The organism is Caballeronia sp. LZ029 (genome assembly GCF_031451275.1).
Taxonomy (GTDB): Bacteria; Pseudomonadota; Gammaproteobacteria; order Burkholderiales; family Burkholderiaceae; genus Caballeronia; species Caballeronia jiangsuensis.
On record NZ_JARUXO010000001.1, the window covers coordinates 1,980,390 to 1,993,761 of the forward strand.

General features: G+C 62.7%; 11 protein-coding genes. 8 read left to right on the forward strand and 3 right to left on the reverse strand.

Going from position 1 to position 13,372, the window contains the following annotated elements; translation table 11 throughout:
- Window positions 1-74 precede the first annotated feature (74 nt).
- Window positions 75-410: a helix-turn-helix domain-containing protein gene (locus QCE73_RS09395; RefSeq protein WP_035509212.1), complete on the forward strand. Its 336-nt coding sequence runs from the start codon at window positions 75-77 to the stop codon at window positions 408-410.
- A gap of 34 nt (window positions 411-444) precedes the next feature.
- Here the strand turns inward: QCE73_RS09395 and QCE73_RS09400 are convergent, their stop codons facing one another.
- The 3 genes from QCE73_RS09400 to QCE73_RS09410 are packed head-to-tail and all read right to left on the reverse strand — an operon-like array spanning window position 445 to window position 3,330.
- Window positions 445-1,461, reverse strand: coding sequence for a Gfo/Idh/MocA family oxidoreductase (locus QCE73_RS09400; protein ID WP_309880885.1), 1,017 nt, complete (start codon window positions 1,459-1,461; stop codon window positions 445-447).
- Entirely contained in the window at window positions 1,458-2,462 is a 1,005-nt protein-coding gene (gene iolG / locus QCE73_RS09405) for an inositol 2-dehydrogenase (protein WP_309880887.1), read from the reverse strand. Before iolG ends, QCE73_RS09400 begins: the two co-directional genes overlap by 4 nt.
- On the reverse strand, window positions 2,452-3,330 hold the full coding sequence (locus QCE73_RS09410) for a MurR/RpiR family transcriptional regulator (protein WP_035509218.1): 879 nt from the start codon (window positions 3,328-3,330) through the stop codon (window positions 2,452-2,454). Before QCE73_RS09410 ends, iolG begins: the two co-directional genes overlap by 11 nt.
- A 202-nt stretch (window positions 3,331-3,532) precedes the next feature.
- Here QCE73_RS09410 and QCE73_RS09415 point away from each other — a divergent pair, with 202 nt between their 5' ends.
- From QCE73_RS09415 to iolB, 7 genes are all read left to right on the forward strand, one after another.
- The gene (locus tag QCE73_RS09415; RefSeq protein ID WP_309880890.1) at window positions 3,533-4,585 is read left to right on the forward strand and encodes a sugar ABC transporter substrate-binding protein; all 1,053 of its coding nucleotides are present in this window, start codon (window positions 3,533-3,535) and stop codon (window positions 4,583-4,585) included.
- A 141-nt stretch (window positions 4,586-4,726) separates the two neighbouring features.
- Window positions 4,727-5,893, forward strand: coding sequence for an ABC transporter permease (locus QCE73_RS09420; RefSeq protein ID WP_035509222.1), 1,167 nt, complete (start codon window positions 4,727-4,729; stop codon window positions 5,891-5,893).
- Window positions 5,894-5,906: 13 nt separating this feature from the next.
- Window positions 5,907-6,695, forward strand: a complete 789-nt coding sequence (locus QCE73_RS09425) for an ATP-binding cassette domain-containing protein (RefSeq protein WP_309880892.1) — start codon at window positions 5,907-5,909, stop codon at window positions 6,693-6,695.
- A gap of 13 nt (window positions 6,696-6,708) precedes the next feature.
- Window positions 6,709-8,703 (forward strand): 5-dehydro-2-deoxygluconokinase, encoded by a 1,995-nt coding sequence (iolC, locus tag QCE73_RS09430; RefSeq protein ID WP_309880894.1) that lies wholly within the window; start codon window positions 6,709-6,711, stop codon window positions 8,701-8,703.
- Entirely contained in the window at window positions 8,700-10,583 is a 1,884-nt protein-coding gene (gene iolD, locus QCE73_RS09435; RefSeq protein ID WP_309880896.1) for a 3D-(3,5/4)-trihydroxycyclohexane-1,2-dione acylhydrolase (decyclizing), read from the forward strand. Before iolC ends, iolD begins: the two co-directional genes overlap by 4 nt.
- Window positions 10,584-11,283: 700 nt before the next feature.
- Window positions 11,284-12,186: a myo-inosose-2 dehydratase gene (gene iolE, locus QCE73_RS09440; RefSeq protein WP_309880898.1), complete on the forward strand. Its 903-nt coding sequence runs from the start codon at window positions 11,284-11,286 to the stop codon at window positions 12,184-12,186.
- A complete protein-coding gene (iolB, locus tag QCE73_RS09445) occupies window positions 12,183-12,995 on the forward strand; it encodes a 5-deoxy-glucuronate isomerase (RefSeq protein WP_309880899.1) in 813 nt (270 codons plus the stop codon). The genes iolE and iolB overlap by 4 nt, the downstream gene beginning before the upstream one ends.
- The last annotated feature ends 377 nt before the right edge of the window (window positions 12,996-13,372 follow it).

A 13,372-nucleotide genomic window follows, 5' to 3' on the forward strand; every position in this document is an offset into this window, starting at 1 on the left:
ACAACGTCCCAGCGCGATAAGGAAATCGCCGCGATTCGCTATCGCGCGATCACGACCGAAAGGAAAACACGGATATGAGCAAAGTCGACACCCAAGTGCGGCACGTAACCAAGCCCGGCGCAAACATCTTCACCGAACTCGGCTTCGCGGCCGACGAAGCCCGTCGATACCATGACGAGTCGCAAGCACTCGTCGGCCAGACCCTGGCGCTCAAAGCGCAACTCATGGACGAACTCGCCACGTGGATCGAAGCGCATCACCTCAAGCAAGCCGAAGCCGCCGAGATACTGCATGTCACGCGGCCTCGTGTCTCGGATGTCGTGAACAAGAAAACGGCCAAGTTCACCATCGATACGCTGGTGGAGATGCTGGCTCGGGTGGGCAAACCCGTCAGGCTGGTTGTCGGATAAAGGCCCGCATCGACGAGTGCGGGCCCTGGAATACTCACAACTCCACCGCCCTCCCGCTCTCATAAGCCTCGCGCATCGCGATCCCAATCCGCGTAGCCTCCCTCGCATCCTCCAGCGTGAGGCCCGTCGCCTTCCCGTCCCTGAGCAACGCCACGAACGCCTGCGCCTCGCGCAAGAACGCATCCTCGAAGCGCTCGAAGAACGTCGGCGTACACGCGTTGCGCATACCGTGCGCATCCGCGATCTCGACGCGATTCGCCCGCGGATTGCGTCCCACCGACAGCGCGCCCGCCGTGCCGATCACTTCCGTCTGCGTATCGTGCCCATGCGCCATCGTGCGCGATGCGTACAGCACCGCGAGCCGCCCGTCCTCGAATTCGATCGTACCCACGCCATTGTCGATATCGCCGCACTCGCGCAAGCCATCGTGAATCGCGATGGTGCCGCTCGCATACACCCGTTTGGCGCGCGGATTGCCGAGCAGCCAGCGCGCAAGATCGATGTCATGCACGCTGCAATCGAGAAAAAGCCCGCCCGATGTCGGCGCGAATCGCACGAAGAAGCCGTCCGGATCGTTCTTGTCGCAGGTCTGCGAGCGCACCATGAAGGGCCGGCCGATCGCGCCTTTCGCGACGCCATCGAACGCATCGCGATAGCTCGCATCGAAACGTCGCACGAAGCCGATCATTACCTGCAGATGCGGATGACGCGCGTGTTCTTCGAGCACGGCATCGCATTCGGCGAGATCGAGCGATAGCGGTTTCTCGCAGAACACGTGCTTGCCCGCGCGCAATGCGGCGATGATCTGCCGCGCATGCAACGACGTGGGCGTGACGAGCCACACGGCGTCGATGGAAGCGTCCGCGAGCAGTTCATCGTAATCCGCATAGAGCGAAAGCTCGGACAGCGACTGCTCCGCCCACGCGCGCTCTTCCTTCACCGGGCTGCACGCCGCGACGAGCCGCGCGCCCGGCACGTGCCACGCGAGATTTTCCGCATGACGCCGCCCGAGCCGCCCCAATCCGACGATACCGAAGCGCAGCGGATTCATGCGACCTTCTCCCCGAGCGCGACGATGCGCTTCTCGCGCCACGACAGCGTCGCGGCTTCGGCGAGTTCCAGCGCCTTCAGACCGTCCGCGACCGTGGTACGCACCGGCTTGCCGTTGTCGACCGCATCGAAGAAATGCGCGATTTCCGCCGCGTACGCCGCGCGATAACGTTCGAGGAAGAATGCTTCGGGCTTGTCGCTCGACACGGCCGTCGCCGTATAGGCGGTGACTTCGGTCGGCCGCACGTTGCCCGCCTGAAGCATGCCGGCGCTGCCGAGCAGTTCGAAGCGCTGATCGTAGCCATACGCCGCACGCCGCGCCGTGTTGATCTGGCACAGACGGCCGCGCTTCGTGCGGATCGTCACCGCGGTCGAATCGATATCGCCCGCATCGGCGATGGCCGGATCGCTCAGGCAACTGCCCGTCGCGTGCAGCGTGTCGGCTTCGTCGTCGAGAATCCAGCGGAAGATATCGAAATCGTGGATCAGCATGTCCTTGAAGATGCCGCCCGAATGCTTGATGTACTCGACCGGCGGCGCGCCCGGATCGCGGCTCGTGACGATCAGCATTTCCGGATCGCCAATCTCGCCCGCATCGATGCGCGCCTTCAATGCCGAGAACGTCGGATCGAAGCGGCGCTGGAAACCGATCATGCAGACGACGCCCGCCTTCGCGACCGCATCGGCGCATGCACGCGCGCGCTCGATCGCGAGATCGACGGGCTTCTCGCAGAACACATGCTTCTTCTGCGCCGCCGACGCGAGAATCAGATCCGCATGCGTATCCGTGCTCGAACACACGACGGTCACGCCGACGGAAGCATCGCCCATTGCGCCATCGACATCCGCGACCTGTGCTCCATGTAAGGCAGCCAGCGCGGACGCCGCGTCACGATTCACATCGACGACGTATTTCAAACGCACGCCCGGCTGCCGCGCGAGATTGGCCGCGTGAATCTTGCCGATGCGCCCTGCCCCAAACACCGCCACATCAATCGTCATAGCCACCTGTCTCCTTGGATTCCTCGACATTCAACTCCAGCCGGTACGCAAGCGCGATGAACAACGCCTGGCACAGGCAAATGGTGCTCGTGAGCGAACGGAACGCGAACGCGCTGCCCTCCTTCACGAGCAGACTCGCGCTCGCGTGACGCGCGAGCGGCGAAAGCTGGCTATCGGTGATGACGAGGGTCGCCGCGCCGTGATGCTGCGCGGCGCGCACGCAATATTGCGTCTCCTTGCCGTAGGGCGCGAAGCTGATCGCGACCACCACGTCCCCCTTCTTCACGCTGCGGACCTGCTCGCGGAACATGCCGCCGAAGCCCGAAATCAGATGCACGCGTTTCTTCGTGTGCTGCAATGCATAGACGATGTAGCTCGCCACCGCGAACGAGCGGCGCACGCCGATCACATAGATGTTCTCGGCCTGCGAGAGCATGTCGACGGCGGCTTCGAACTGCGCGTCGTCGAGGCCGGCTTCGAGTTCGTCGAGACCCGTGCGGCTCGCCGCGATGAACTCGCGCGCCACCGACAGCCCCGACGCCTCGCCCGCCTTCTCGTCGATCAACTTGCGAATGCGCTGCTGATAGCTCTGCTGCGAGCCGCCCGCGCCCGTATATGCCTGTCTGAACACGGCCTGCAGGTCTGAGAAACCGGAGAAGCCGAAGCGCTGCGCGAAACGCACGACCGCCGACGCATGCACGCCGCACGCGCTCGCGATATCGCTCGTGCGATCCATCATCACACTCTGGCGATGCTGCTCGATGTAGGTCGCGACACTCTTCAACTGGCGCGGCAGCGAGTCGTACGCGTCGGTGATCCGCTGCATGAGTTCGTCGACGCTTTGTACGTCGGTGCTGGCGTCATCCATCACAGGCTCTTTCGATGTTCGTCGTAGAACCGATTATAGGAAGGCGGCAAGCAAATTGGAATGTATTTTCCATTTGCCGCATCAATGAAATTTCTGTTGCAGGTCGCCGAAAACTGACCTACTCTTGGTCCTGAGCGCGGCACATCAATCGGCCGGCTCGCGAAAACATCACACCAAACAACAACCGAGATAGGTGGAGACAATGACCATTTGCAACGGTCGGGCCGCGCTACGCGCGCTGGTGGCTGCTGCTGCGTTGTGCAGCGCAACGTTGATGGCGGCGAGTTCCGCTCAGGCGGCGCCAGATGCGAAGTTCGTACTGATCAGCCACGCGCCGGACTCGGATTCCTGGTGGAACACCATCAAGAACGCGATCAAGCAGGCTGACGAAGACTTCAACGTGCAGACGGACTACCGCAATCCGCCGAACGGCGATATCGCGGACATGTCGCGTCTGATCGAGCAGGCCGCCGCGCGCAACTACGACGGCGTCATCACCACCATCGCCGACTTCGACGTGTTGAAGAGCGCGATCAACAAGGTCACCGCGAAGAAGATTCCGCTCGTGACGATCAACTCGGGCACGGAAGAACAGAGCGCGCAACTGGGCGCGATCATGCACGTCGGCCAGCCGGAATATGTGGCCGGCAAGGCGGCGGGCGAAAAGGCGAAGGCCGCGGGCGTCAAGTCGTTCCTGTGCGTGAACCACATCGCGACGAACACCGTTTCGTTCGATCGCTGCAAGGGCTTCGCGGACGCGCTCGGCATCGACTACAAGGCCTCGACGATCGATTCGGGACAAGATCCGACCGAGATTCAGTCGAAGGTATCGGCGTATCTGCGCAACCATCCGGATACGGGCGCGATCCTCACGCTCGGACCGACGCCCGCATCAGCGACGCTCAAGGCCGTCACGCAAATGGGCCTGCAAAACAAGATCTATTTCGTGACCTTCGACTTCTCCGACGACATCGCGAAGGGGATCAAGGACGGCACGATCAAGTTCGCGATCGATCAGCAGCCGTATCTGCAAGGCTATATCCCGGTGGCGGTGCTCGCGATCGTGCATAAGGAGCACACCACCGATCCGGCGAAGATCCGTCAGATTCTCGAAGCGAATCCGAAGTTCAAGGCGCGCCTCGAAACCTACGGACTGCAACCGTCTTACGGCCCCAAGAACATTCGTTCGGGACCGGGCTTCATCACCAAAGAAAATCTCGACAAGGTCGTGAAGTACGCCGGTCAATATCGTTGATCGCAAGCTGACCTTCTTTGGGCGGCTTCCTTAGCGCCGCCCGCTTTCATCGATGTCCCATGCTTCTGTCGCGCTCCCTTGCGGGGCGCGGCGGGGGCACGCACATCCGTACTGCATCGTATCGAGTCTCAAGGAGCCATCATGGGCGTAGCCGGCAAGCATTACCCTCCTCACGTGAACGCTCAGCAGGACGACGCTGAAACACCCGACAAGGCCAAGCCCTCGGATGAGCGCGTACGCCAGCAATCGTGGTTCGGTCACTTGCTGAATCGCCCGGAATTCGCGGCAATTTCGGGCACCGTGCTCGTGTTCATCGTGTTCGGGTTCGGCGCGGGCTCGTCCGGCATGTTCAACCTCGACGGCGTGATGAACTGGTCGCAGGTCGCCGCCTATCTCGGCCTGCTCGCGGTCGGCGCGTGTCTTCTGATGATCGCGGGCGAGTTCGACTTGTCCATCGGTTCGATGATCGGTTTCGCCGGCATGATGGTCGCGTTGCCCTCGGTCTACTTTCACTGGCCGCTATCGCTGTCCATTCTCTTCGCGTTCCTGATGTCGATGCTGCTCGGCGCACTGAACGGCTATCTCGTGATGAAGACGCGCCTGCCGTCGTTCATCGTCACGCTCGCGTTCCTGTTCATCCTGCGCGGCCTGACGCTCGCGCTGTCGATCATGTTCGCGGATCGCACCATCATCTCGGGCGTGGGCGATCTCGCGCAGGCCGATCCGATCGCCAATACGCTCTTTCACGGCGTCGCGCTCCACGGCCTGTTCACCTGGCTCGCGCACATGGGCATCGGCAAGCTGCTCGATAGCGGCGAGCCGCTCGTACCGGGCATTCCGAAGGTCATCATCTGGTGGCTCGTGCTCGCGGCGATCGGCGCGTTCGTGCTCGCCAAGACGCGCTACGGCAACTGGATTCTCGCGGTCGGCGGCGATGCGAATGCCGCGAAAAACGTGGGCGTGCCGGTGAAGCGCGTGAAGATTTCCCTGTTCGTGCTGACCGCGTTCTGCTCGTGCCTGTTCGCCGTGCTGCAAGTGTGCGATATCGGCTCGGCTGCAGCGGATCGCGGCCTGCAAAAGGAATTCGAGGCGATCATCGCGGCGGTCATCGGCGGCACGTTGCTGACGGGCGGTTACGGCTCGGTGGTCGGCGCATGCTTCGGCGCGCTGATCTTCGGTGTCGTGCAGATCGGCATCACCTATACGAACGTGAGCTCGGACTGGTTCCGCGTGTTCCTCGGCGTGATGCTGCTGATCGCCGTGCTCTTCAATCACTACGTGCGCCGCCGCGTCTCGCAGGCTCAATAAGAGGAGAACCGACATGAACGACGACAACATCCTCGCACTCGAGAACGTCAGCAAGTTTTTCGGCAAGGTGATCGCGCTCAACGGCGTCACGTTGCGGCTCAAACGCGGCGAAGTGCATTGCCTGCTCGGCGATAACGGCGCGGGCAAGTCCACGCTCATCAAGACGCTGGCAGGCGTCCATACGCCCTCTTCCGGCGACTATCTGGTCGACGGCAAGCCGGTCCATTTCGATTCGCCGAAGGAAGCGCTCGATCTCGGCATCGCGACCGTGTATCAGGATCTCGCGCTCGTGCCGCTTCTTTCCGTCGCGCGCAACTTCTTCATGGGACGCGAGCCGCAGAAGAAGCGCTTCGGCGTCTTCAGCGTGATGGATCTCGATCTCGCCGCCGAAACCTCGCGCGCCAAGCTCGCGGAAATGGGCATCAACGTGCGCGATCCGCATCAGCCTATCGGCACGATGTCCGGCGGCGAGAAGCAATGTCTCGCGATCGCGCGTGCGATCCATTTCGGCGCACGCGTGCTGATCCTCGACGAACCGACCGCCGCGCTCGGCGTGAAGCAGAGCTTCAACGTGCTCAAGCTGATCCACAAGGCGCGCGAAAAAGGCATCTCGGTGATCTTCATCACGCACAACGTGCATCACGCGTATCCGATCGGCGATTCGTTCACGCTGCTCAATCGCGGCCGCTCGATGGGCACCTACACGAAGGACACCATCAGCAAGAACGAAGTGCTCGACATGATGGCGGGCGGCGCCGAAATGCAGCAGATGATGACAGAACTCGAAGGCGCGACGATCTGAGGACACGGAAGCCATGCCAACACAAAATACCTCTCGCTTCGCCTCGGATCGCACGCGCGATATCGTGTGCCTCGGACGCCTCGCCGTCGATCTCTATGCACAGCAGGTCGGCGCGCGTCTCGAAGACGTATCGACGTTCGCGAAATATCTCGGCGGCTCGTCCGCGAACATCGCGTTCGGCTGCGCGCGGCTCGGTCTCGATTCGTCGATGCTCGCGCGCGTCGGCAACGATCACATGGGGCGCTTTCTCACCGAGACACTCGAACGCGAAGGCTGCGACGTGAGCCATGTGCGCATCGATCGCGAACGGCTCACCGCGCTCGTGCTGCTCGGCCTCGAAGACCGCGACACGTTCCCGCTCGTGTTCTATCGCGAGAACTGCGCGGACATGGCCGTCGATGAAGCCGATTTCGATGAGGCGTATATCGCGTCGTCGAAAGCGCTGCTCATCACGGGTACGCACTTTTCCACCGAGCAGGTGAATCGCACGAGCCGCCGCGCGCTCGAATATGCGCGGCGCAACGACGTGCGCACGATTCTCGACATCGACTATCGGCCGGTGCTGTGGGGCCTCACGGGCAAGGCCGATGGCGAGACGCGCTTCGTCGCGAACGAAAGCGTCACCGCGCATTTGCAGCGCATCCTGCCGCTGATCGATCTCGTGATCGGCACGGAAGAAGAGTTTCGCATCGCGGGCGGCAAGGACCGTCTGACCGATGCGCTCGCGATGGTCCGCAGCGTCACGAGCGCGACTCTCGTCGTGAAGCGCGGGCCGCTCGGCTGCTCGATCATCGAGGGCGACGTGCCGGCTTCCATCGACGATGCGCCGATACACGGCGGCGTCGAAGTCGAAGTGCTCAACGTGCTCGGCGCGGGCGATGCGTTCGCGTCCGGCTTCCTCTCGGGCTGGCTGCGCGACGAGCCGCTCGAAGCCTGCGCGCGAACGGCCAATGCATGCGGCGCGCTCGTCGTGTCGCGTCACGGCTGCGCACCCGCGATGCCCACGCCCGCCGAGCTCGACTACTTCCTCGCCGCGGCCAAGGACGATCCCGTGCGCATGCGCCGACCGGACCGCGATGCGACTTTGGCGCGGCTACATCGCGTGAGCCCGAAGCGCAGGCAATGGGATGAAGTGCTCGGCTTCGCGTTCGACCACCGCAACCAGTTTTTCGATCTCGCGCAGCAGACGGGCGCGAGCGAAACGCGCATCGCGACATTGAAGAACCTGTTCGTCGATGCCGTCGCGCAGACAGAAAAGGAACTCGGGCTCGAAGGACGCATCGGCGTTCTGATCGACGATCGCTACGGCCAGGATGCGCTGAACGCGGCGACCGGGCGCGGCTGGTGGGTCGGACGTCCCGTCGAATTGCCGGGCTCGATGCCGCTCGTGTTCGATCACGGCCGCTCGATCGGCACGACGCTCGTTCAATGGCCGCGCGAGCAGGTCGCGAAGTGTCTCGTGCAATATCACCCCGATCATCCGCATGACGTGCGGCTCGAACAGGAAGCGCAGATACGCGCGCTCTACGATGCCGTGCAGGAAAGCGGCAACGAACTGCTGCTCGAAGTGATCGTGCCGAAGAACGGTCCGCCTGTGGAAGACGACACCGTGTATCGCGCGTTGAAGCGTCTCTACAACCTCGGCATCTATCCGGAATGGTGGAAGCTCGAACCGATGAGCGCGAAGCAATGGCAGGCGATCGATGCGCTCATCGCCGAACGCGATCCGTATTGCAGGGGCGTCGTGCTGCTCGGGCTGTCGGCGGCTGTCGATCAGTTGCGCGATGGCTTCAGGGCGGCGGCATCGTCGAAGACCTGCAAGGGGTTCACCGTCGGACGCACGATCTTTCATGAGCCGAGCCATGCGTGGCTCGCGAACGAGATCGACGACAGCGAATTGATTGCGCGTGTGCGCCGCACGTTCGAAACGCTGATCGGAGCATGGCGCGATGCGCGTGCGGCATCGCATGTCGAAGACCATCGGATCAAACAGGAGCAAGCCGCATGAACCAGCGCGCTACGCAAACTGAAACCGCCGTGAACAACACCATTCGACTGACCGCTGCGCAGGCCATCGTGCGCTATCTCGCTGCGCTTCGCACCGAACATGGCGAAGCGCTTTTCGGCGGCGTGTTCGCGATCTTCGGCCACGGCAATGTCGCGGGTATCGGCGAGGCGCTGTATCGGCATCGCGATGAATTGCCGACGTACCGCGCGCACAACGAGCAGGCGATGGCGCATAGCGCGATCGCTTATGCAAAGGCGCACATGCGCCGTCGCATGATGGCGGTGACGACGTCCATCGGACCGGGCGCGACCAATCTCGTGACCGCCGCCGCGCTCGCGCATGTGAACCGGCTGCCGGTGCTTTTGCTGCCGGGCGATATCTTCGTGTCGCGCGCGCCGGATCCGGTGCTTCAGCAGGTCGAGGACGGCCATGATGGCGGCGTGTCCGCGAACGATGCATTGAAAGCGGTGTCGCGATACTTCGATCGCATCGTGCATCCCGCGCAGTTGCTGAGCGCATTGCCGCGCGCGATTCGCGTGCTCACCGATGCGGCGCTGTGCGGCCCGGTCACGCTCGCGCTGCCGCAGGACGTGCAGGCGATGGCGTATGACTACCCTGCTTCGTTCTTCGAGCCGCCCGTGGTCGAGTTTCATGCGCCCGCGCCGATTCCGCGCGAGATCGAACGTGCCGCCGCGATGCTGCGTGAAGCACGTGAACCGATGATCGTATCGGGCGGCGGCGTGCTCTACGGACTCGCGACCGATGCCTTGCGCGCGTTCGCGCACAAGCATGGCGTTCCGGTCGCGGAAACGCAGGCGGGCAAAGGCGCGCTCGCTTGGGACGATGCGTTGAACGCCGGCGGCATCGGCGTGACGGGCGGATCGGCTGCGAACGAACTTGCACATGCGAGCGATTGCGTGCTCGCTGTCGGCACGCGCTTGCAGGACTTCACGACCGGATCGAACACGCTCTTTACGCAGGCGCGGCTCGTCGCGATCAATGCGAATCCATTCGATGCGCTGAAGCAGAACGCTGTCGCCGTGCAGGCGGATGCGCGCGTCGCGCTCGATGCGCTGTCGGCGGCGCTCGGCGACTGGCGCGCATCGCCGCAATGGACGACGCGCGCGCACCGGCTCGCGAACGAATGGCGCGAGACCGTCGCGCATGTGACGAACACGCCTGTCGCGGATGGCTCGTTGCCGCGCGAAGCCGATGTCATCGGCGCGGTGCAGCGCTCGGACGATGAATCGCCTGCGAACGACATCGTCGTGTGTGCGGCCGGCACCTTGCCTGCGGATTTGCAGAAGCTCTGGCGCACCGGTAAGCCGGGCGGCTATCACGTCGAATACGGTTACTCGTGCATGGGCTATGAAATAGCGGGCGGTCTCGGCGTGAAGCTCGCGCGGCCGGAGCGCGAGGTGATCGTGATCGTCGGCGACGGCAGCTATCTGATGATGAATAGCGAACTCGCCAGTTCGGTGATGCTTGGCGCGAAGTTGATTGTGGTGCTGCTCGACAATCGCGGGTTCGGTTGCATCAATCGATTGCAGCAGGCTTGCGGGGGGGCGCCGTTCAACAACCTTATCGATGATTGCAAGCAAGGCGCGCTCGGGGCGCCGGAGATCGATTTCGCGATGCATGCGCGGGCGCTTGGGGCATTGTCGGAGCATGTTGCTGGCATCGATGAACTGCAAGCCGCGATGAAGCGCGCGCGGGCGGCGGATCGAAGTTATCTCATTTCTATCGATACCGATCCGGCTCGGCCTACCGAGGAAGGGGGATGGTGGTGGGAAGTCGCCGTGCCCGAGGTTTCTGATCGCGCTGCGGTCGTCGTTGCTCGGGAGGGTTATGAGCGGGCGGTCAAGGCTCGGGGGTTTTAGGGGGCTTCTTCGTCGTGGAATCCTGTTTTCGTGTCGGTCTATTAGCACTGCCCCTCCCCGGGGCGGGGGTCACTTTCTTTGCTGCTGCAAAGAAAGTAACCAAAGAAAGCAGCTCGTTTAAGCCCGCGGTCACACGCAGTTTGGTCATGCTTGCCAGCCCGCGGTGGCACTCGCCTAAGTGTCGCCCTCGAAGGACTTACCGGGCTTGGCTCGCGCACGGTCTGACGAGCTAGTTGTTTTAGGGCGCTGGTTCAGCACCAAAGAGCTTCGGCACAGCGCTACGCGCTGCCGCCGGGTATGCAAGGGAAACCAACGGGGCGCACGTGCAGTGCATTGAGATTGCAGCGTCAGCAAGAAAGTACGCGCACACCCGATTGACCCGTCGGCCGCGAAGCGGGCCGGAGCTATTTGGTGCTGAACCAGCGAGGCGAGTGGTGCGATGTGTCAGACCGTGCGCGGTCCAAGCCATTGTCTGCTTGTGGGGGCACTCGCTACTGCCGGGCCATTCAGCCAATCGTCTGTGCCGCGGCCGGTGTGAAGTGCTTAGGCTGGGGATAGCTGTTTCTTTGGTTACTTTCTTTGCAGCAGCAAAGAAAGTGACTGCCGCCCCGCATAGGGGCAACGCTAATAAACCGATACGAACACGGGATCCGGCGAATCAAGACTCAAAGCACAATCAAAACCACGAGGACAAAAAACCATGGCATTAAACGTCCGCATCGGCATCAACCCACTATCGTGGATGAACGACGACTTGCCATCGCTAGGCGGTGAGACCCCCCTGTCTACCGCCTTGACCGAAGGCAAACAAATCGGCTACGAGGGGTTCGAACTAGGCAACAAGTTCCCCCGCGAACCGCAGGCGCTCAAATCGCTGCTAGCCCAATACGATCTCGCGCTCGTGTCCGGCTGGTACTCCGGCAGGCTCGCGGAGCGCAGCGCACAAGAGGAAATCGAAGCCGTCGGCCCGCATCTCGATCTGCTCGCGAAGAACGGCGCAACCGTGATGGTCTACGGCGAAGTGGCGCATTCGATCCAGGGCGCGCCGCGGCCGCTCTATCAACGTCCGCGCTTCTTCTCCGATGCGCAATGGAACGAATACGCCGAGCGCCTGAACCGCTTCGCCGAATTCACGCTCACGCGCGGCGTGCGCGTCGCCTATCATCATCACATGGGCGCGTATGTCGAAACGCCCGCGGACGTCGATCGCCTCATGGCCCTGACAAACGATGCAGTCGGCCTGCTGTTCGACGCGGGGCACATCACGTTCGCGGGCGGCGATGCCCTGAGCGTGCTGCAAAAGCACATCGCCCGCGTGTGTCATGTGCATTGCAAGGACGTGCGGCCGGACATCGTGAAGCTCGCGCGCAATCGCAACTGGAGCTTTCTCGATGCGGTCATCAACGGTGCGTTCTCCGTGCCCGGCGATGGCTGCGTGGACTATCCGGGCATCATCGCGTGTCTCGCGAAACATGATTACGACGGCTGGCTCGTCGTCGAAGCGGAACAGGATCCGGTGATCGCGCCGAGCTATGCGTATGCCGACAAGGGCTATCGCACGCTGCGCGCGCTCGTCGATGGAACATTCAAGGAGGCAGCATGAGCCTGCTGGTCAAAGCATCGCGCGAAGGACAAACCATCGCGCGCGTCACGCCCGATTCCGCGGGCTGGAAGCATGTCGGCTTCGCGGCGTATCGCCTGAACGCGGGCGATGTCGTGCATGTGTACGACGCCGATCGTGAAAGCTGCATCGTCGTGCTGACGGGCACCGTGAGCGTCGAGGCGGGCGACGAGCATTATCAGTCTATCGGCTCGCGCGACAGCGTGTTCGAGGACGCCGCGCCCTATGCGGTCTATGTGCCGCCGAAGCTCGCGGCGATCGTGCGTGCGGAGCGCGATGCGGAAGTCGGCGTCGCGAGCGCACCCGCCAAGGGCGATCTTCCGCCGCGGCTGATCGAGCCATCGCAGATGAAGCGCTCGACGCGCGGCAGGAACGCCAATACGCGCTACGTGTGCGACATTCTTCCCCAAACGGAAGCGGCCGAGTCGTTGCTCGTGGTCGAAGTGCGCACGCCGGGCGGACACGCATCGAGCTATCCGCCACATAAGCACGATCAGGACAATGTGCCCGTCGAGAGTTCGCTCGAAGAGACGTACTACCATCGGCTGAATCCGCCGCAAGGGTTTGCGTTTCAGCGCGTCTATACCGACGAGCGCGATCTCGACGAAACGATGGCCGTCGAGAATCACGATGTCGTGATGGTGCCGCGTGGGTATCATCCGGTCGTCGTGCCTTATGGTTACGACAACTACTATCTCAACGTGATGGCGGGTAGCAAACGCACGTGGCACTTCAAGAACGATCCGAAGCATGAGTGGATCGTGGAGAGGGATAGCAAGGCTTCGAGCTAGGCGATGGGGTTGGACGCGGGAGGGGCTTTTTGCTGGATCCCGTTTTCGCGTCGGTCTATTAGCACTGCCCCTCCCCGGGGCGGGGGTCACTTTCTTTGCTGCTGCAAAGAAAGTAACCAAAGAAAGCAGCTTCTCATCGCCCGCGGTCACACGCACGTTGGCCATGCTTGCCAGCCCACGGTGGCACTCGCCTAAGTGTCGCCCTCGAAGGTCTCATCGGGCTTGGATCGCGCACGGTCCGACAAGCTAGGTGTTTTAGGGCGCTGGTTCAGCACGAAAGAGCTTCGGCACAGCGCTGCGCGCTGCCGTTGGGTATGCGAGGGAAACCGTCGAAGAAGAAGCACGCGCACACCCGGTTGACCCATCGGCCGCGCAGC